General features: G+C 71.2%; 22 protein-coding genes and 1 CRISPR repeat array. Of the genes, 12 read left to right on the top strand and 10 right to left on the bottom strand.

Annotation, left to right across the window (positions count from 1 at the left end; translation table 11 throughout):
* Positions 1 to 95: 95 nt before the first annotated feature.
* The 4 genes from ACGF0D_RS00085 to ACGF0D_RS00100 form a co-directional block, all read right to left on the bottom strand.
* A complete protein-coding gene (locus ACGF0D_RS00085) occupies positions 96 to 995 on the bottom strand; it encodes a Gfo/Idh/MocA family protein (protein ID WP_392913170.1) in 900 nt (299 codons plus the stop codon).
* A 156-nt stretch (positions 996 to 1151) separates the two neighbouring features.
* The gene (locus ACGF0D_RS00090) at positions 1152 to 1823 is read right to left on the bottom strand and encodes an O-methyltransferase (RefSeq protein ID WP_392871442.1); all 672 of its coding nucleotides are present in this window, start codon (positions 1821 to 1823) and stop codon (positions 1152 to 1154) included.
* Positions 1824 to 1992: 169 nt separating this feature from the next.
* Positions 1993 to 2658 carry a DedA family protein gene (locus ACGF0D_RS00095; RefSeq protein ID WP_392871439.1) on the bottom strand — a complete coding sequence of 222 codons (666 nt, stop codon included), beginning with the start codon at positions 2656 to 2658 and terminating at the stop codon, positions 1993 to 1995.
* 203 nt (positions 2659 to 2861) lie between these two features.
* Complete coding sequence (locus tag ACGF0D_RS00100) at positions 2862 to 3677, bottom strand: class I SAM-dependent methyltransferase (RefSeq protein ID WP_392913172.1); 816 nt, start codon at positions 3675 to 3677, stop codon at positions 2862 to 2864.
* Between the two features lie 728 nt (positions 3678 to 4405).
* Positions 4406 to 4921: direct repeats of the CRISPR family, unit length 28 nt; unit sequence CTCGGCCCCGCGCTCGCGGGGATTGCTC.
* 120 nt (positions 4922 to 5041) lie between these two features.
* Between ACGF0D_RS00100 and ACGF0D_RS00105 the strand changes: the two genes are divergently transcribed.
* The 4 genes from ACGF0D_RS00105 (at position 5042) to ACGF0D_RS00120 (ending at position 7501) form a co-directional block, all read left to right on the top strand.
* Positions 5042 to 5716: a hypothetical protein gene (locus tag ACGF0D_RS00105; protein ID WP_392913174.1), complete on the top strand. Its 675-nt coding sequence runs from the start codon at positions 5042 to 5044 to the stop codon at positions 5714 to 5716.
* A 142-nt stretch (positions 5717 to 5858) separates the two neighbouring features.
* The gene (locus tag ACGF0D_RS00110) at positions 5859 to 6164 is read left to right on the top strand and encodes a hypothetical protein (RefSeq protein ID WP_392871430.1); all 306 of its coding nucleotides are present in this window, start codon (positions 5859 to 5861) and stop codon (positions 6162 to 6164) included.
* Between the two features lie 46 nt (positions 6165 to 6210).
* Positions 6211 to 6582: a hypothetical protein gene (locus tag ACGF0D_RS00115; RefSeq protein WP_392871427.1), complete on the top strand. Its 372-nt coding sequence runs from the start codon at positions 6211 to 6213 to the stop codon at positions 6580 to 6582.
* A 196-nt stretch (positions 6583 to 6778) separates the two neighbouring features.
* Complete coding sequence (locus ACGF0D_RS00120) at positions 6779 to 7501, top strand: phospholipid scramblase-related protein (protein ID WP_392913176.1); 723 nt, start codon at positions 6779 to 6781, stop codon at positions 7499 to 7501.
* Between the two features lie 241 nt (positions 7502 to 7742).
* Here ACGF0D_RS00120 and ACGF0D_RS00125 read toward each other — a convergent pair whose 3' ends face one another.
* The 3 genes from ACGF0D_RS00125 to ACGF0D_RS00135 all read right to left on the bottom strand — a co-directional run bounded on the left by ACGF0D_RS00125 (position 7743) and on the right by ACGF0D_RS00135 (position 11019).
* Positions 7743 to 8336 carry a hypothetical protein gene (locus ACGF0D_RS00125; protein WP_392913178.1) on the bottom strand — a complete coding sequence of 198 codons (594 nt, stop codon included), beginning with the start codon at positions 8334 to 8336 and terminating at the stop codon, positions 7743 to 7745.
* Positions 8337 to 10220: 1884 nt separating this feature from the next.
* Positions 10221 to 10760 (bottom strand): hypothetical protein, encoded by a 540-nt coding sequence (locus tag ACGF0D_RS00130; RefSeq protein ID WP_392913513.1) that lies wholly within the window; start codon positions 10758 to 10760, stop codon positions 10221 to 10223.
* A gap of 100 nt (positions 10761 to 10860) precedes the next feature.
* On the bottom strand, positions 10861 to 11019 hold the full coding sequence (locus tag ACGF0D_RS00135) for a hypothetical protein (protein ID WP_392913180.1): 159 nt from the start codon (positions 11017 to 11019) through the stop codon (positions 10861 to 10863).
* A gap of 92 nt (positions 11020 to 11111) precedes the next feature.
* On the opposite strand from ACGF0D_RS00135, the gene ACGF0D_RS00140 reads away from it, so the two are divergent.
* Positions 11112 to 11372: a hypothetical protein gene (locus ACGF0D_RS00140; protein WP_392913183.1), complete on the top strand. Its 261-nt coding sequence runs from the start codon at positions 11112 to 11114 to the stop codon at positions 11370 to 11372.
* 190 nt (positions 11373 to 11562) lie between these two features.
* On the opposite strand, the gene ACGF0D_RS00145 is transcribed toward ACGF0D_RS00140, so the two are convergent.
* Positions 11563 to 12096, bottom strand: a complete 534-nt coding sequence (locus tag ACGF0D_RS00145; protein ID WP_392913185.1) for a GNAT family N-acetyltransferase — start codon at positions 12094 to 12096, stop codon at positions 11563 to 11565.
* A gap of 262 nt (positions 12097 to 12358) precedes the next feature.
* Between ACGF0D_RS00145 and ACGF0D_RS00150 the strand changes: the two genes are divergently transcribed.
* The 7 genes from ACGF0D_RS00150 to ACGF0D_RS00180 all read left to right on the top strand — a co-directional run bounded on the left by ACGF0D_RS00150 (position 12359) and on the right by ACGF0D_RS00180 (position 16855).
* The gene (locus tag ACGF0D_RS00150; RefSeq protein WP_045704700.1) at positions 12359 to 12601 is read left to right on the top strand and encodes a hypothetical protein; all 243 of its coding nucleotides are present in this window, start codon (positions 12359 to 12361) and stop codon (positions 12599 to 12601) included.
* On the top strand, positions 12573 to 13103 hold the full coding sequence (locus ACGF0D_RS00155; RefSeq protein ID WP_392913188.1) for a DUF6879 family protein: 531 nt from the start codon (positions 12573 to 12575) through the stop codon (positions 13101 to 13103). The genes ACGF0D_RS00150 and ACGF0D_RS00155 overlap by 29 nt, the downstream gene beginning before the upstream one ends.
* A 20-nt stretch (positions 13104 to 13123) precedes the next feature.
* Positions 13124 to 13972 carry a helix-turn-helix domain-containing protein gene (locus ACGF0D_RS00160; RefSeq protein WP_392913190.1) on the top strand — a complete coding sequence of 283 codons (849 nt, stop codon included), beginning with the start codon at positions 13124 to 13126 and terminating at the stop codon, positions 13970 to 13972.
* Positions 13973 to 14491: 519 nt separating this feature from the next.
* A complete protein-coding gene (locus tag ACGF0D_RS00165) occupies positions 14492 to 14908 on the top strand; it encodes a hypothetical protein (RefSeq protein WP_392913193.1) in 417 nt (138 codons plus the stop codon).
* Positions 14905 to 15561, top strand: a complete 657-nt coding sequence (locus ACGF0D_RS00170) for a hypothetical protein (RefSeq protein ID WP_392913196.1) — start codon at positions 14905 to 14907, stop codon at positions 15559 to 15561. The genes ACGF0D_RS00165 and ACGF0D_RS00170 overlap by 4 nt, the downstream gene beginning before the upstream one ends.
* Positions 15525 to 16370: a hypothetical protein gene (locus ACGF0D_RS00175; protein ID WP_392913198.1), complete on the top strand. Its 846-nt coding sequence runs from the start codon at positions 15525 to 15527 to the stop codon at positions 16368 to 16370. The genes ACGF0D_RS00170 and ACGF0D_RS00175 overlap by 37 nt, the downstream gene beginning before the upstream one ends.
* Positions 16367 to 16855, top strand: a complete 489-nt coding sequence (locus ACGF0D_RS00180; RefSeq protein ID WP_392913201.1) for a GNAT family N-acetyltransferase — start codon at positions 16367 to 16369, stop codon at positions 16853 to 16855. The genes ACGF0D_RS00175 and ACGF0D_RS00180 overlap by 4 nt, the downstream gene beginning before the upstream one ends.
* Here ACGF0D_RS00180 and ACGF0D_RS00185 read toward each other — a convergent pair.
* Together ACGF0D_RS00185 and ACGF0D_RS00190 are read right to left on the bottom strand one after the other, a co-directional pair.
* Positions 16842 to 17636 (bottom strand): spermidine synthase, encoded by a 795-nt coding sequence (locus ACGF0D_RS00185; protein WP_392913515.1) that lies wholly within the window; start codon positions 17634 to 17636, stop codon positions 16842 to 16844. The genes ACGF0D_RS00180 and ACGF0D_RS00185 overlap by 14 nt on opposite strands.
* A 134-nt stretch (positions 17637 to 17770) precedes the next feature.
* Positions 17771 to 18742, bottom strand: a complete 972-nt coding sequence (locus ACGF0D_RS00190; protein ID WP_392871393.1) for an alpha/beta hydrolase — start codon at positions 18740 to 18742, stop codon at positions 17771 to 17773.
* Between the last annotated feature and the right edge of the window lie 9 nt (positions 18743 to 18751).

An 18751-nucleotide genomic window follows, 5' to 3' on the forward strand; every position in this document is an offset into this window, starting at 1 on the left:
CCCCCCGGGGGGGGGGGGGGGGGGGCGGGGGGGGCCCCCCCCCCCCCCCCCCCCCCCCCCCCCGCCGCTTCACCTGCTCAGGCGTCCGCCAGTGCTCAGACCTCCACCGGTCCGCCGCCCGCCAGCGAGCGCTCGGCGGCGGCCAGGATCTCCACCACCCGCAGGCCGAAGTCCGCCCCGCAGGGGTGCGGCTCGCCCGAGGCCGCCGAGGCCTGCAGGGCGTCCAGCGCCCGGTGCAGCGCCGCGACCGGGCCCTCGCCGCGCGGGGGCAGCTGCACCACGCCGTGCTCGCCGCGCAGCTCCATGCCCGTCCCGCCGGCCGCGAGCGGCGCGGTCAGGCTGAGCGCGAGCGTGCTGGAGGCTCCGCCGGCGTGCCGCACCACCAGGTGCACGGTGTCCAGCGGACCGGCCACCGCCGTCACCTGCGTCGCGTCACCCAGCACCGGCAGCAGCACGGACAGCGCGTGCGGGCCGACGTCCCACAGCGCGCCCTTCTCCACCCGCCACGGCGAGGCGGCGTACGGGCTGGTGCTGCCGGGTGCGAACACCGAGCCGAGCCAGTCCGAGCGGCCGGTGAACCAGCCGCCGAGCTCCGCCTGCCGCTCGATCCACGGCATCTGCTCGCCGCCGAAGCGCACGGTGAAGAAGACCACCGACGCGACCTTGTGCTCGCGCACAGCCTCGACCACGGCCTCGGCGTCCGGCACGGTCAGCGCGACCGGCTTGTCCAGCAGCAGGTGGCACCCGGCCTCGGCGGCCCGCACCGCGAGGCCGGCCTGCACGGTCGGGGGCAGTGCGACGGAGACCGCGTCCACCTCGGCCAGCAACCGGTCGAGGTCCGCGTACCCGGGCACGCCGTGCGCGGCGCCCACCGCCTCGGCCGCCTCCGGTCGGCGGCCCCAGACGCCGGTGAACTCCAGCCCGGGGTGCTCGGCCAGGACGGGCGCGTGCACCCGTTCCGCCCAGGGGCCGGTTCCCAGCAGTCCGATCCGCACGATGTCTCCGTTCTCCGGTGGGCGAGTGACTCGCGGGCGCGCGGGTCAGTCGCAGATGAGCAAGTGGGTGGCAAGTGGGTGGCAGGCGAGCGAGTGGGTGCCAGGCCCGCGGTCAGCCGGCGCCAGGCCCGCGGACAGCCGGCGCCAGGCCCGCGGTCAGCCCCGGACGCGGGCCAGGGTGAAGCCGTCGTAGCCCTTGCTGCCGACCGTCTGCACCGAGGTCGCGTCGACCCTCGGCTCGGCCGCGATCAGGTCGTGCAGCGCCCGGGTGCCGACCACCGCCGGGTCGGTGCTGGCCGCGTCGGCGACCGCGCCACCGCGCACCACGTTGTCGACGATGATCAACGAGCCGGGCCTGGTCAGCTGGAGCGCCCGCCGGAAGTACTCCGGGTTGCTCGGCTTGTCGGCGTCGATGAAGACCAGGTCGAAGGGGTCCACGCCCTGCTCCACGAGCTCGGCCAGCGAGTCCGCGGCCCGGCCCACCCGCACCTCGGCGGTCCCGGCCAGCCCGGCGGCCGCCAGGTTGCGCCGGGCGACCTCGGCGTGCCGGGGGTCCAGCTCCAGGGTGAGCAGGGTTCCGTCCTCGGGCAGCGCCCGGGCCAGCCAGATCGCGCTGTAGCCGCCGAGCGTGCCGACCTCGAGGATCCGCTTCGCGCCCTGGGTCAGTGCCATCAGGTGCAGCAGCTTGCCCTGGTTGGGTGCCACTGCGATCCTCGGCAGCCCGGCTTCGTCGGCGGCGGCCGTGGCCCCCTCCAGCACCGGGTCGTGCCCGACCAGTTGCTCGGAGAAGTAGGCGTCCACGGCGTCCCAGGTCGGCTGCAAAGACATCGGGCCCTCCGGAGTGCAAGATCGGCAGTACCCGGCCGATGCTACTCCGAGGGCCCGAGGGCACCACGACGGTGGCTGCGGAGGAGGACCCGTCCGTGACCGGTCCTCCGCAGGACCGGCCAGGAGACCGGACGGACGACCGATCGGGAGACCGGCCGGAGGGGAGTGGTCAGTCGGCGACCGGCTCCTTCGCCGCGGCGGCGGCCTTGGCCGCCTCCTCCGCCTCGATCTTGGCGTGCGTCTTGGCGGTGCGGCGCTTCATGATCCAGGCCGAGAGCAGGCCGATCACCAGGGCCGCCCCCAGGCCCGCCCAGGAGAACCGGGCCAGCCAGGGCTCGATGCTCTTGCCGACCTTGTAGACCAGCAGCGTCGTGCCACCGGCCCAGACGACGCCGCCCAGCACGTTGGCGATCAGGAACTTCCAGTACGGCATCTTCAGCGCGCCCGCGAGCGGACCGGCGAAGATGCGCAGCAGGGCGATGAAGCGGCCGAAGAAGACCGCCCACATGCCCCACTTCTGGAAGGAGCGCTCGGCGGTGGCCAGGTGCGAGGGCCCGAAGTGCTTGGGGAACTTGCGTCCCAGCTTCTCGAAGAGCGGCTTGCCGCCCTTGCGTCCGATCGAGTAACCGATCGAGTCACCGATGATCGCGCCGGCGATCGCGCAGATCGCGACGCCCCACGGGCTCACCACACCCTTGACCGCCATCAGGGACGCCGTGACCAGGGCGATCTCGCCGGGCAAGGGGATACCCAACGACTCCAGCCCGATGATCAGACCGACCACGGCGTACACCGCCGTCGGCGGAATCCCCTCGATCCAGGCGTCGATGTGCAAGGCCAGTCCCTCCGTGGCAGGACGGGACCAGCCGCGCTCCCCCTGGAGCAGCGTGCCCGTCCCGGCAGTTCATTCCGATGGCGGCACCAGGCCGCTCCCACCGGAGCGAGCCTAACGTGCCGGGCGGCCTGTCCCCCCGGCCGATCACCCGTGGTTACGACGTACGCCCCACACACCATGGTTCCAGGTTGACCTGCGTTTCTTCAAGATTCGGCAAAACGCAGTGCGACGACGGACGGGCGCTGCTTGATCCAGCGCACGAGCGGCAGCAGGGCGCTCAGCGGCCGGCGCCCGCCCTCCGGATAGACCTCACGGACGTCGGTGACCCGCGGGTGCGCGGAGGCCAGCCGGTCACACTCGTCCGCGTCCATCCCGAACGGCATCGGCGGCGCCTGGTAGTACCGGTCCCGCAGCTTGCCCTCGACGGCCCGCCGACTGAACCAGCGCGGCACCGCGTCCAACACCATCGCCCCGCCGGGGAAGCGCTCGGCGCAGGCCGCGATCAGGGCGCGCACCTCCTGCGGCCGCAGGTACATCAGCAGCCCCTCGGCACTGATCAGCACCCCGTTCGCCGGATCCACCTCGTCCATCCAGCCCGGGTCAGTGGCCGAACTGGCGACGATCCGGTGCCGCTCGTCCGGCGGCAACAGCCGGCGCCGCAACTCGGCGACCTCCGGCAGGTCCACCGACAACCAGCTCGCCCGCCCGTTGTCGACCCGCCAGGCCTGGGTCTCCAACCCGTCCCCGAGCCCGACCACCGTGCCGCGCGGGCAGCGGATCAGGAAGTCCGCCACCTCACGGTCGAAACAGTCCGCCCGCAGCGCCTGGAGCTGGCTCACCAGCGCGTTCTCCCCGAACCGCGCCGCGAACGGATAGTCGATCCGCTCCACCAGCTCCACCGCCACCGGATCCGGCAACACGGTGTCCGGCCGCCGCGCCTCCACCGCCCGGTGCCACAGCGTCCACAACGCCGTCTCCGGTACCTGCCCCAGCTCCGGCTGCTCCCCGCCGCCACTCATCGCTCGCTCCTTCGGACGTGGCGCCGCACTCCCGACGCATCCCCGCCATGGGCATGAACCCGCCGATTCTGACACCCCGTCCGCCCCACCCCTCCCGCCGACGCGCCGACCGTCGGCGGGGGGCGGGTACGACGACGGCGGGGGCGCGCGCAGTGCCGTGTGCGCCTGCCTCGATGGGCTGCCGGCCGCCCGTGCCGTCCGACGCGCGCTCGTGACTGTCCATCAACGCGTCTTCGATACGCCGCCCCAGGTCGGCGCCGACCTTGGAGACGGACGCCTGGTGTTCAAGGCGGGGCATCTGCGCAACGAGAACCTGTCCTGCTTCTGGTCGTACATGGACCGCGCCCAACTCCTCCTCACGGACTCGGTCGCACAGACGGCCGCCTACACCGAAGCGTGCATCCTCCCGACCGACCGAATGGTCGCCCTCGGCGCCATCCTGGCCGGCACAGTTCCCGGGCGGACCAGCAGCAGCGAGGCAATGGCAAATTGGCAGAACCCCGGCCTCGCCCAGCCGACTTTGCTCACAACCCAGCCCGCCCGTGACCTCAGGCAGTACCACTCATCCCGCCCTCCACGAGCGAGTACCCTTCGGGAGCCGCAGCATTGACAATGGCCTGGCAGTGAGAAGAGGTGACGACACCACATGAGTGCTGCCATGGACCGTCTACCGATTCGAACTGAATCAATCGGCGACCTCTGAGGAGAATCGGCGCAGGTCACGAAGCCTCGGCCCCGCGCTCGCGGGGATTGCTCCGCGCCCGCCCGGCCGCGAAGGCGGTGGCGGTGCTCGGCCCCGCGCTCGCGGGGATTGCTCTCGGCCATCTCGTCCGAGATCTCGGCCATAAAACTCGGCCCCGCGCTCGCGGGGATTGCTCCCGCCACAGTCCCTCACAGACCCCTTGGAGGCCCTCGGCCCCGCGCTCGCGGGGATTGCTCCTTGGTGACCTGCTTCGTGCGGATCCCCAAGTGCTCGGCCCCGCGCTCGCGGGGATTGCTCCCCGGCCGCCACACAGATCGGCCAGGGCCAGCACTCGGCCCCGCGCTCGCGGGGATTGCTCCGCCACACTCCCGATGTCGGCCTCCGCCCACCCCTCGGCCCCGCGCTCGCGGGGATTGCTCCCGCTTCCCCAGCTTCAACGCGGCCGATACACTCTCGGCCCCGCGCTCGCGGGGATTGCTCTACCGCTTGAGCTTGGAAATGGTGGCGTTCGCCCTCGGCCCCGCGCTCGCGGGGATCTCTCAACCAGGTCCGGATCGGCTTGAGGGCCGCACCGGTCACGACCGTTCGCCGACACAGGCCCGGTGCATGATCCCCGCATAGAATCCCGGCGACGGCAGGTCCGGGCGAGGAGGAGGGCGCCATGGGGCCCGTACCAGGCGCGCGGGAGGAGCTGGACCGGCTGGGCCACCCACTGCGGGAACAACTCGTCGAGCTGATCGACGAGTTGGCCCCCGGCAGCGATCTGAGCCCGCTGTTCCTCGCCGAGCCGGAGGTCGTCGACTGGCACGAGCCGCTCCGCTACCGGTACTCGGTCGGCTGCTTCACGGGAATGCGCCCCGCGAACGTCACCGCCGCCGACGCCACGTCCCGCGCGGCCGCTCTGCTCGACTCAGCCGGCTGGGCGGTCACGGCCTCGCGGGAGGAGGCCGGCGGGACGGTCGGCACCATCGTCACCGGCCGCCGTCACGGCTGCGGCATCGAGATCCGCGCGGTCGACCACATGTCCACCCTCTGGTTCAGCGGGCAGACACCGGCGATGGCCCTGTACGAGCCGGAGGAGTTCCGACGCCCGGAACCACTGCTCACGCCCGAGACCGTCACCCCCGGATACGTACTGTGCTACGAGTGCGACGGCCTGGGCTGGTGCCACGACTGCGGAGGTCGCGGCTGGCGCCCCGATGCGGCCCGCGGGCGGGCCAACTGCCCTTCCTGCCACCGGCGTCGCGTCTGCGTGATCTGCCGGGGTGCGGCGGAGCTCGCTGTCACCGATCTGTCGCCGCACCAGCGCGGCTACTACCCCGAACTGGGCCAATGACGGGTCGTCGCGCCCCCGGAGAGACCTCGTGCAGCAGTCCTGCCCGCAGCCGCCTGCACGCCACCTGACAGCAACCCAACTCTTGCATGTAACCCTTGAATTGATACCTTGACATCAATCCAAGGATTGCTACCTTGGCTTCATGTCAAACAACGAGAAGCCCCGCCTCATCCCGACCGGCAAGTGCTGGTGCGGCTGCGGGAAGGACGTCGGCCTGGGCAAGTTCTTCGCCGCCGGCCACGACAAGATCGCCGAAGCAGCGCTCATGGCGCTCAAGTACGACGGGTCCGTCGCTCAACTGCTCCACGCCCACGGCTACGGCTCGCACCACTCCGTCCGCCATGCCGCTGTCGCCGATCCGGACTGCTCGTGGCAGAAGTGCGCCGACTGCAACTACAGCGGCGCCCCCGCCAGCATCGTCAACCACCGCAAGAAGGACCATCCCTAGCGACGTTCCGGACCGCGGCGCACCCTGCCACCCCTACAGTGGCGCCATGGACGTCAACTGGGACAACTCGACCTGGGAACTGCTGCTGGTACAGCGCCCCTCCGATACGCACCTCTCGGAGTCAAGCACTCCTGGCGGGAAGAGCGCGCTGGCGCGGAACGACGACAACGAACTCACCACGCACGCCGTACTGTTCCCCGGGACCAAGGTGGCCCTGGGCATCCTCGGCGCGGGCGTCGTCCTGGGGGTCGCCGCGGCGAAGGCCGCTCCGCATGTCAGGAGCGGCCTGATCAGCCTCAAGTCGAAGCTGACCCGCCGGTCGGAGGAGGGCGCGGACGCCGAGGCCCCCGCTCCCCCGACGGTCGTCCCGGCAGTCGGACCGGAGCAGCCGGACACCTCTCCGCTGCACACTGCCTGAGCGACGGGCCAGGCGCCGACACGGAACTCGAATCGGGTCGAGTGGATGTGACATCAGCCACATCTGCTCCGCCGAGTACCGGTCGGCTGTCATTCGCAACGCCCCGCCCCACCTGCCGAGTTCGCGACCGAACGAACCCGGGAGCCGGTGAAAATGATCTGGCTGTCCGCGGCGGGCTGGCCCTAGCCTGCCCGCCATGTCCCAGAACACGAACACCTCCGGTTACCCCGGGCAGTCGGCCGCCCCGTCCGGCGACGCCGCCAGGGTGCAGCGCCAGGTACAGCACCAGGCGGGCGTCGGCCCCGTCTCCGGTGGCGGCGGCACCCTCTTCTCCGAGCCCGTCCTGGTGGTGAACCAGAAGGCCAAGCTGATCGAGCTGACCAACGAGTACGCGGTCTTCGACCAGCAGGGCGCCACGCTGGGCTCGGTGGTCGAGGTCGGCCAGAGCGCTCTGCGCAAGGTGCTACGGCTGGTCTCCTCCCTCGACCAGTACCTGACCCACAAGCTCGAGATCCGCGACGCGCACGGCACCCCGGTGCTGCTGCTGACCCGCCCGGCGAAGCTGATCAAGTCGCGGGTGATCGTGCAGCGTCCGAACGGTCAGGAGGTCGGCCAGATCATCCAGCAGAACGTCATCGGAAAGATCGATTTCGCGATGGAGGTCGACGGCCAGAGGATCGGCGCCATCAAGGCCGAGAACTGGCGGGCCTGGAACTTCTCCATCGTCGACGCGACGGACACCGAGGTCGCCCGGATCACCAAGACGTGGGAGGGCCTGGCGAAGACGATGTTCACCACGGCCGACAACTACGTGCTCCAGATCCACCGCCCGCTCGCCGACCCGCTGCTCAGCCTGGTCCTGGCGGCCGCGCTCACCGTGGACACCGCTCTGAAGCAGGACGCTCGCGGCTTCGGCTAACCGCGAACCACACGTCGCCCGGCGGCAGTTGCCGCCGGGTAGCGGTGAACATCGGCGGCCCGGGGCCGGCGTCCGGATCGGACCAGGGCCAAGGGCCGGCCGAGGCGGCCACGACCAGACGGTAGACGGCCGCGGCGCCCGTGGTTCGACCACTCGTTCCGGACCCACCAGCCTGCCGCCGTCAGCCGCCCACCCGGCACACCGTCACCGCCGCCGAGCGGGTGCTCGCCGCCGCGAGTCGTCAGAGGGTGGCCGTCGGAGCAGGCGAGGCCGCGGTGGTCGGCGGAGCCTGGCAAGGCAGCGTGACGATGACGCCCACGCCCTGACCGGGCTTCGCCTTACCCGCGCGAACGGTGTAGCGGTCGGGCTCGTGGACGGCCTCGAACTCCCACGTGGACTGATCGGCCGAATCCGGCTCGCTCGAGGTGACCTTGAAGCCCTCGCCCGCGAGTTTCTCCCGCAGCGCCCGAACCACCTCGGGACGCTGGTCATCCGTAGCCTTCAAGCGGATCGCCGAACTGAGCTCGTACGCCTCACCCTCATCGGCAATGCCCATCCCCCGCCCCGAACACCGGTAGTAGGCGATGAGCTTCGTCCACGGATCCCGTTCGAGGCCCGTCAGCTCGCGCACATGGTTCTGAACCTGGTCCGCCCGCGCCAGCGCCGCCTCCCGGGACTCGACCCGTACCGGCTTGCTCGGCTTCTCCGCCCCTCCAACCAGTGGCTCCACGAGCGAGCACGAGCTGAGCACCAGGGCACCCGACACCGTCAGTACGGCCGCACGGGCGGCCCGTATGGCCGCTCCGGACAGCGCGGGCGTCGATCTCTTGAACAAGTGCGGTACTCCCCCGTGAACAGGTGTGCGTCGTGCCGTCCGGATGTTACGGCAGCACAGGGGATGGCCCGCACCCGGCTTTACGGGTCGCCGGATCGGAAGGCTGCGGGTGTTCCTCATGCTTGCGGCCTTGGTCAGCGAGCGAGGTCTCCGGCGGTTCGCCCCGGTGATCAACCGAATCGACGGGCCGCCCGGGGAACGTGGTCCATGAGAAGGACCGGCACCTTGCATCTCGGCTCCGCCCCCTACCCCAAGTCGGAAGGCCGCCGCCGCCAACACCGAGGAAGCCGCCCTGGACGGGGTGACCCACGAGGTCCTGGAGCAGGGCGTGGCAAGGCCGACAGCCGCGGTCTACGGGAAAACGGGTCACGATGCCGATTCCGTGGGAGCTGGAGCAGCCGCACGGAAGCGACTCGCGCACGGGACTGCCTGAACAGCTCGGGTTCGAGGACGCGGTCGCGCGGCTCCGAGCGCTCACGCCGCACCGGTTGGTGGTCGCCGGTCCCGGCGGGACAGGGCAGGGCAGGAAGTCCTCCCTGGTCATGCTGCCCATGGTCAAGCTGCCGGAAGCCGGAGCGCCCCACCGGCCTTCCTCGCTCGCAAGCTTGTCCCACAAGGCGCGCAACCAGCCTCTGACTTCGGGCAGCGGGTACCGCCACCAGAGGTCCTCGACCATCATCCCGACCCCCACGTGCGAGTACGCTTCGGGAGTACAGGACATGATGCTGGCAACTCGGATTGGGGCGAAGGGAATGACGGTACGACATCACTTGCCCTCCAGGTTTCCAGCCAATCGAACTGAATTAATCGGCGCCCCCTGACGCCAATCGCCGCAGGTCAGCAAGTGTCGGCCCCGCGCTCGCGGGGATTGCTCCCCCGGGAGCGGGGCCAGGTTGCGCAGGATGCTGTCGGCCCCGCGCTCGCGGGGATTGCTCCGGCACCCGGGTGGGGATCCCCAGGCCGCCGGAGTCGGCCCCGCGCTCGCGGGGATTGCTCGGGGCGGTCCATGGAGGCCGGTCTGTGGTCGACGTCGGCCCCGCGCTCGCGGGGATTGCTCCCTGGGTTGCACCGGCCGTCGACCCGACGAAGGCGGTCGGCCCCGCGCTCGCGGGGATTGCTCCCGGTCCTCCATGCCCTCGATGTCCTGCGCGAGGTCGGCCCCGCGCTCGCGGGGATTGCTCTTCATAGCCGGCAAAGTCACCCTGGGGGAATGGGTCGGCCCCGCGCTCGCGGGGATTGCTCCATGCCGAGCAGGTAGATCAGGTCCATGGGGTCGTCGGCCCCGCGCTCGCGGGGATTGCTCCTCACCGACAGCCTGCTGAAGCTGAAGCAGATCGTCGGCCCCGCGCTCGCGGGGATTGCTCCGCCTCGGAGTGCTGCCAGAGCAGGACGACGGCGTCGGCCCCGCGCTCGCGGGGATTGCTCCCCGGGGGACTGGGGCGGCCAAACGCCCCGCTTGTCGGCCCCGCGCTCGCGGGGGGTTGCTCGGCCTCGGCGAGCAGCTCGGCGGCGGGGGTGTCGTCGGCCCCGCGCTCGCGCGGGTTGCTCCTGGTTCGACCGCTCCATGACCCCGAACGCCGAATCGGCCCCGCGCTCGCGGGGATTGCTCGTTGTTCGCGGGGCCCGGCGGCTGGGATGTCGGATCGGCCCCGCGTCCGCTCCCAGCCGGATCGACATCCCGGTGATCCTGTCGGCCTCGCGCTCGCGGGGGTTGCTCCGCGGCCTGGAAGATCTCGGTGGACAGCGCGGTGTCGGCCTCGCGCTCGCGGGGCGCGGGCGGTGGGGTCTGGGGCAGCACGCCGGTGCGGGCGAGGCGCCGGCCCCACCGAACTCGGGGTCGAAGGACTCGGAGGAAGTGGCGCCGCCGGTGGCTCGCCGCCGGCGTCAGCCGAGCTGGCGGGCCCAGTCCGTCAGCCGGGCGAAGTCGTCCGCCGTCAGGCCGGCCTTCGGGTCAACGTGGTGGAGAAGGGCCGGTCCTCGGTGGTGGGCTTGGACCCACGCCCGGTCGGCGTCGGTGATCAGGTCGTCGACCCAGGCGAACGGGCGGCCGCGCACCCAGTCGACGATCTGCGGGGTCTTCCAGAACACCCCGCCGTCCGGCTCGGGCCGTGGCTCGGACCAGGCGATGTGTGGCAGGGCGGGCATCCCGAGCAGGGGGGCGATGAAGGCGTCCGCTTCCTCCTGCCACGTGGTCGCCCACACCAGGTCGTACGGAAGCGCACCGAGGGCCGGGCCGTGAGCCGGGTTGAGCCAGACCCGCAGGGGCTTCGGCGTCTTGTGGGGCAGGCCCCACGCGGCGAGCCGGCGGCGCTCGGCGGCCGCCCAGCTCGGCGTCATCAGCCGATGGGTCCGGTAGCCGTCGGGCCGCCGGTACGGCTTCGCCGCGTAGGGGTTCAGCGGCCCGTCGACGTCCACCAGCAGCAGCGGCCGCACCGTCTCACCTCCGGGATCGTCCCCGCACGCTACCGGCGGGGACGGGCGGAGACCCAGTGGATTTCCGGGGCCGGGCCGTCGGGGCGCGGGGTCAGCCGATGCTGAAGGCGCCGTCCGGCGGGGGCGGGGAGTCGGTGGCCTCGGCGTCGGTGACCGGGGCGGTGCGGCCGACCAAGGCTGCCAGGTCCTCGCCCTCGGTGAGGCGGGCCGGGAAGATGTCGCCCGCGAGCAGCCGGGTCAGCTCGGCCACCGGCACCGGCGCCGTCGAGCCGGCCAGCGGCGGGCCGTCCGCCAGGTTCGCCGCACGGCCGCCGCCAGCCGCAGGAACTCCACCGAGGTGCGGTGGCCGGGGGTGCGCCGGCCGAGCGCCGGCGCCGAACCGACGAGCAGGCCGAGCGGACCCACACCGGAGCGGACATCGACCTCACGTGGTCTGCGGTGGGTGCGGCCGCTGGAGCGTCACCGGCTCGGGTCACGACCGCCGCCTCGACGTCGTCCTCAACGACCGGCGAATTCGCGGAGGCCATGTACGAGGTCCGGGAGAACGGCCACTTCGTCTCCCGCCGCCGCTACCGGCACCAGACCGAGGCCGCCGTCCGGTAGCTGCTCGCCGACGACGTCGAGATCGGGCAGCGGACACCGGACCCCACCCCCGCGGCCTCCACCCACCACTGCTCCACCAGCCCCGCGAGTCGCTGGCACCAGGCCCCACCCACTCCTCGTGACCGGAGAAGGAGGCCCAAGACGCGAAGCACCCCGCCTCCGTACGGAAGCGGGGGCCGGGGAGGGTGCTCTAGCGGACCATGTAGCGGTACACCGGGGCGCCTTCCCAAGCAGGCAGCTTGTCTCCCAACTCGTGATACCCAAGCGATTCGTAGAGCTTCATTGCAGCCTGTGCGTCGGGGCGGACCGCAAGCGTGACGCGTTCCACCCGGACCCCGTCGAGTACGGCTGTGTGCAGCTCTCGGCCCAACCCCCGCCGTCGGTGATCCGAAGCCACAGCGATCTCTCGGATCACGAACGTCCGGTGTCCGTCTTCGCGGGTGAAGCCCTCGTCCAGGCCGAGACCGCTCCACCAACGACTGTCCGACTGGAGGAGGAGACCGAAAGCGAACCCGACCAGCGACGAGCCTGAGCGTGCCAGCACCAGCCGGAATCCCGGCATGGTGCGGAAAGCTTCGTAGCCCTCCAAAAACCCGGCGAGGTCGCGAGGACCTTCGAAGTAGGGCGGCTCCGCGAACACCTGCTCGTACAGCGGGGCTATTTCGTCCAGCATGCGGGCAGCGGCATCCGGATCTGTGAAGGTCTCGAAGACGGGCGTCTGCACGGTTCTCCTTCAGGCGATCAGGTGGGCGGTGCTCGCTGCGGCCAGGGAGGGGTTCAGCAGCTCAAGGTAGGAGTGTGCCTCCTGCATCGACGTGCGCGCACGGCCGGACGACACCTCGGTCAGCAAGACAGCCCCCAGATTGCCTCATATCTGGCGGTTCATCAGAACTGGAAAGTCCTGACAGCGGGAGTCTCCAGGGCTGAGTATGAGCACTGGCCCAGGTCTGCAACTGAGCGTAACTGGCTCGACACGGGAGGATCAGATGGCACTACGGTTCGTCGCGAAGGACGAGAAGTCGGGGGATCACGGCTCTCCCACTGTGTGGGTGGACCCGGAGACCAGGGACTTCGTCATCCAGGGTTGGAAGATCGACGAGGCAACGACGGCGGATTGCTTGGCTGACGGACCGATCCCGGATCATGAGACCGTGGTCCGCATCCCTGCCCGCATGGCCAAGGCGCTCAAGGAGGCGTTGGATGTCGCAGAGCTTGAACAGCTTCGCTGACCTTTTGAGGTCTGCTCGGAAGTCGGCGGTCCACCTGGAACTGCGCGATGTCTACTCGGTCGACAACGAGGACGAAGGCTTCCGGGCATGGAAGTCCGGTCATCGACTCGACCCGGCTGACCGCGCGTCGTGGTGGAGGCCCTGGCTCGACCTCGTCCAGGAGGTAACCGCCAACGGTGTCTCCTTGCGACGAGCCAGGGTCATTTCGGAGCCCGCCAGCGAGTACATCCGGTACGAGCACTCGTTCACGTTCACCAACGTGGCCGGCGGCGAGCAAGTGAGGTGGCTCCCCCGCCGGGCTGCCTCTGATCTTCTGCTGCCCGGAAATGACTTCTGGCTGTTCGACGGCGAGATCGTCCAGTTCAACATCTTTGACGGCGATGGCCGATGGATGCACACGGACCAAAGTGACGATCCCGCTGTGACACGGAGCTGCGCAGCGGCTTTCGACGCCGTGTGGGAGCGTGCTGTCCCTCACGAGGCTTACCGCATCGCCGAGTAGTCACCGCAGCCGGCCAGTTCATGTCCTCTTCTCCCCTCTCCAGCGCCCAAGCCGCACGGAAGGCGCTCGCCGATCAGCTCGACCGGATCCGGCGGGACGCCGGGCTTTCAGGGCTTGAACTGGCCGTGCGGTGTGGGTGGCACAAGTCCAAGTCCTCCCGCATCGCCCGCGGTCTGACGGTCCCCTCTGACAGCGACATCCGTGCTTGGTGCACGGCCTGCGGTTCTGCGGACAAGGCATCGGATCTGATCGCGGCGTCGCGCACCGCCGAGTCGATGTACACGCAGTGGCGAGACCTCCACCGCGACGGCATGAGGAGGGTGCATCAAAAGACGCTGCCGCTCTACCAGCGGACACGGAGATTCAAGGTGTACGCCTCCAACGTCATGCCGGGGATGACGCAGACGGCCCCGTACGCGACCGGGCTGCTCCGTTCGATCACGACCTTCCAGGGCACCCCGGACGACGTGGAGGACGCGGTGAAGGCCCGGCTGAAGCGGTCCCGCGTCCTGCACGACGCCGGCCATCAGTTCGCCCTGATCCTGGAAGAGGCCGTTCTCTACTACGGCGTCTGCGACGACGAAGCGCTCGCTGGTCAACTTGACCACTTGCTTGGAATCTCCTCCCTCCCGAACGTTTCCGTCGGAGTCATCCCGTTCCGGGCCCGCCGGACCGTCTGGCCACTCGAAGCGTTCTACGCATTCGACGAGAGCCTCGTGGCAGTCGAGACGCTGACGGCGGAGATCAACGTCACAGCTCCTGGCGAGATCCGCAGCTACCTTCGCGCCTTCGCCGAACTGGCCAAGATCGCCGTTCACGGAGCCGAAGCTCGAAGCCGAATCGCCAAGGCCCGCAGCACTCTCGGGTGAACCTGTGCAACCGCGTGCAACTTCGTGGCACCGTCTGTAGCCGACTCCCTACGGTCTATCACGCGCCCCCCACCGCCATGGCGAAGGAGGACAGACCGATGGCGAGACGCACCACTCCACGGGTGTACCGCGAGGTCGTGACCAGGCCTTCGAAGTCCGAGTTGAACCGACTCCCCGTCAGTTGGAGCCCGCTGGACGACTACCGGGCGGCCCGATCGGCCGATCGTGCCCCCTCTGCGGGAACGCTGCTCCAGCTCGCCGCCGTGCGATCCACCTGCGCCTGTCGAGACTGCACGGCTCGCCGCACTCCCGCGTCGGCACCGTCAGTCTGACAAGCCTGATAGCGCTGGTGACCGCCTTGGTCGTCTCCGGCCGGCTCCGCTAACCCCACGCCCGTCTCCTGGGCGACCACGAACTCCCGGCCCGTCGGAATGGGTCGTGCCGGGCCGGGCCTGCAAATCCCTCGCAGCTGCTCGTCCCCGTCCCGGCGAGCAGCGCCGACCCCGATTGGAGAGGCACATGAGCACCATCACCAAGTCCAGCGTCGAGCTGGACGAGCTGGGAAAGTTCTTCACCATCACCGCGCGTCGGATCGACGCCGGTCAGAGCGCGCCGGAGATGTTCTCCGCCGCCATCGACGCCACGTGGCACCGGCTCGCCGACGCCCCGGCCGTGCACCAGGCGTTCACGCTCCGGCACGCCGGCCGCAGGCTGGCCCACGTGGAGAGCGCCGGTTCCGGCTTCGTCTCCTGGGTGGGCGCGTACGAGGAGGCGTACGGCCCCCTGCCGGAGGTCTGGTTCACCGACGCCGACGGCACGGTCGACGCCGAGGCCCTGGCCCGCTACCGCGAGAGCGGCGAGGTCTGGGCGGAGTGGAACTGCGCGCCCGCGCCCGGCGACGGTGATGACCTGGTCCCGGTGGCGTCGTACCTGTGATCACTGCACCATCCGACGGAGCGTCCCGGCCGACCACCGGGGCGCTCCGCCTCACCGAAGCGCGGACGGAGCACCCGGTCGGCATCGATGTCGACGGCTACCTCGTCGGCCTGTACGAGCACTGCCCGTTCCTGCGGCCGTCCATCCGTCGGGGCATGACCGGGTGGACGGTCTACGAGATCGCCCCGGGCAGCCACCGATACGCCGTGGAAGCCGAGTTGTTCCACGCCGGGGTCCGGGCCGCGGAATGGGTGCGCCCGCTGATCGGCAGGCCGTACGGCGTCCTCGCCTGCGAGAACGTGGTGCTGATCGGGCACTGCGAGGGGGCCGATCACCGCGAGCTGATGGCCTGGCCGCACTGGGCGCTGAAGCACCTGTACGCGCAAGTCGGAGTCATGTTCGGCAAGTTCCCCCAGGGCGCTGCCGAGCACGGCCGGCGCGGGCAGGGCATCCCGCCACCGCCGTTCTCGTTCCTCCCGGTGCGGGCGGGCGTACGGCCCCTGGACCCGAAGTTCCTCTCGGAGACGCCCGATCTCGCCGCAGCGCTCGCCGTCGCGGCGGACGACGGCCGGGACGTCTTCGAGCACATCCCCTGCGAGTGGAAGGCAGTCAGACAATGGGCGAGTTCACTTCCGAGGCCGGAGCCGCGTTGAAGGCCGCGGAGGCCGTCTGCGGGCCGCTTAAGCTGGCGCAAATCAGCAACCGGCGCGGCTCGGCGGTGTGGAAGGCCACCGGGCCGCATGGAGTGGCGAGCATCAAGCTCGGCACCGGGGAGGCCGCCGAGGTCACCGCCCGCGAGGCCTCCGTCCTCGGCCAGCTCCCCGGCTACACCATGAGCACCGGCCGCTTCGCCGACGGCGTCTGGTACGTCACCCCATGGTTGGCCGGACCCTCCACGTGGCACGTCTTCCGACCCGTCCGCAAGGGCGAAGGCGGGAAGGAGGAAGCCCTTGCCGCCGCCGTCGGGCTGTGCCGGGCCGTGGCCGACCTCCACGCCGACGGCTGGGTGCACGGTGACCTCCAGCCCGCCCACGGCGTCCACGGCGAGGACGGAACGGTGCGCCTCCTCGACTTCGCCTGGACGCGGCGGATCGGCAGCACCCCGTGGCCGAGGTTCGACGGCACGATGATCCACCTCACCGCGCCCGAACTGGCCGCCCGAATCATCAACGGCCCCCAACCCGTCGAAACGACCCGCACCGCCGACGTCTACGCCCTCGCCGGAACCCTGTGGACCTGCGCCACCGGCACGTGGCCGCTGGACTACGAGACCGCCGCTCTCGAAACGGGCACGCCGGTGGAGGAGATCCGCAAGGCCATCGCCCACCGGGCCGTCCCGCTCTCCACCGCGACGCCCTGGCCCGCCCTCCAGGACCGGCTGCGCGACGTCCTGCTGGCTGCCCCCGACGACCGGCCCACCGCCGCCGAACTGGCGAAGCTGATCGAAGCGGTGGACGGGTGATCGAGCTCCGGGAGCTTGGTCCTGGCGACGCTGGAGCCCTGCTGCGGATCTACAGCGCGGAGTCGACCAGGTACCTGGGCCGGGCACCGATGGACGCCGACGAGGCCCGCCACCGCGTACGCGACGTCGCGGCGGCTGCGGCACAGTCGCCGCGCGCCCTGTACGTGCTCGGCCTGGCCGTGGACGGAGACCTCCTCGGGGTCGTCAAGCTCCACCGTGACCGGCCGGTCGCCGCCGTCAGCTACATCCTGCGCGCGGACGCCTGGGGCCGGGGCTACGCGACCGAAGGAGTCCGCAGGATCGTCGCCCTGGCCTTTGGTCACCTCGGCCTGCCGCAGGTCCGCGCCAGGCATCGCGCCGACAACCCCGCCTCCGGCCGGGTCCTGCTCAAGGCGGGATTCGTCCCGACCGGTGAACGCGGCGGATTCATGACCTACTCCATCCGACCGCCCCGGGCCGTCGGGCGCGGGGTCAGCCGATGCTGAAGGCGCCGTCCGGCGGGGGCGGGGAGTCGGTGGCCTCGGCGTCGGTGACCGGGGCGGTGCGGCCGACCAGGGCCGCCAGGTCCTCGCCCTCGGTGAGGCGGGCCGGGAAGATGTCGCCCGCGAGCAGCCGGGTCAGCTCGGCCACCGGCAGCGGCGCCGTCGAGCCGGCCAGCAGGATGTTGCCGTACCGGCGGCCGCGCAGCACCGGTGCCTCCGCCACCAGGCAGACGTACGGAAACACCGCCCGCACCGTCGCCGCCTGTGCCTTGGCGAAGGCCAGTGGCGGGCCGTCCGCCAGGTTCGCCGCGTAGCAGCCGCCGGGGCGCAGCGCGGCCGCCGCCAGCCGCAGGAACTCCACCGAGGTGAGGTGCGCGGGGGTGCGCGAGCCGTGGAAGACGTCGGCGATCACCAGGTCCTGCGAGCCGGCCGGCGTCTCGGCGAGGGCCGCCCGGGCGTCGCCGACGGTCGCGGTGATGTCCGCGCCGGGGCCCTGCCAGGGCAGCTGTTCGGCGACCAGTTCCAGCAGCGGCCCGTCCACCTCGACCACCTGCTGCCGCGAGCCGGGCCGGGTGGCGGCCAGGTAGCGGGGCAGGGTGAGGGCGCCGCCGCCGAGGTGCAGCGCGTCCAGCGGCCGGCCGGCGGGGGCGAGGGCGTCGGCGAGGTGGCCGAGGCGCCGGGTGTACTCGAACTCCAGGTGGGTCGGGTCGGCGAGGTCGACGTACGACTGCGGGGTGCCGTCCAGGGTGAGCAGCCAGCCGCCGTCGCGGTCGAGGTCGGGCATGAGCTTGGCGAAGCCCAGGTCGGTGCGCCGCCCGACCGGCACGGGCTCGTCGTACGAGTCCTGCGGGTCCTGCGGGTCGTGCGAGTCGTGCCCGCCCGCCTGGTCCTGCGGGTCGTGCGAGTCGCGCTCGGAGGTCACGCGCGCTCCCCGACGGGCCGGACGTCGAGGTAGGCGGCGAGCCAGTGGTCCAGCTCGGCGAACACCTCGGTGCGGGCCGCCTCGCCGGAGAGGACCAGGTCGTGCATACCGCCCTTGATCCGGACGGTGGTGACGTGCCGGCCCAGCCGCGGCCCCTGCGCGGCGATGTCGTCGGCGCGCAGCACGGCGTCGGCGTGGTGCAGCGCGTTGTGCCACTTGGTGGTGGAGATGGAGCGGGTCGAGGCCATCAGCAGCACCGGCACGTCGATGCCCAGCCCGCGCTGCAGTCGCCGGTGGCCCTGGTGGATCGCCGACAGCCACCCCGCGTACAGCGGGAAGCTCTGGGGGCGCTTGAGCGTGAGGTCGAAGTCCCACTCGCCCTGGTGGTCCTTGTGCAGGCTGTGGGTGTAGTGGGGGTTGAGCGCGGACGGCAGGACGCGGGTCGGCGCCAGCCGCCCGAGCGCCGTCACGGCGGGCCCGCCGAGCGTGCGGACGGCGGGCGCGGCCGGCATCGACAGGAACGGCGAGTTGAGGAACAGCCCGTCCACGACTCCACGTCCCGCCCGACGCCCGGCCCACAGGGCCCCGATCAGCCCACCGGTGGAGTGCCCGTTCAGCAGCAGCTGCCGGTGCCCGTCCACCTCGCGGATGATCCGGACGGCCTCGTCGATCTCCTCGTCGTACTCGGCGAGGTCGCGGACGAAGTTCGGCGACTGGTGCGGGCGCAGGGAGCGGCCGTACTTGCGCAGGTCGAGGGCGTAGAAGGAGAACCCGAGCGCGGTGTAGTGGTCCGCGAGGTTGGTCTGGAAGAAGTAGTCGTTGTAGCCGTGGATGTACAGCACGGCCCGTTCCGACCCGGGCACCGGCCGACGGACGAGCGTCGCGCACACGGCCCCTTCGTCGTCGGGCCGCAGCGTCAGCTCGGCCGCCTCGTAGGGGGCACCCAGGATGTCTTCACGGAACTCCATGAGGGTGAC

It is taken from the genome of Kitasatospora sp. NPDC048298, assembly GCF_043201465.1.
Lineage (GTDB): Bacteria > Actinomycetota > Actinomycetes > Streptomycetales > Streptomycetaceae > Kitasatospora.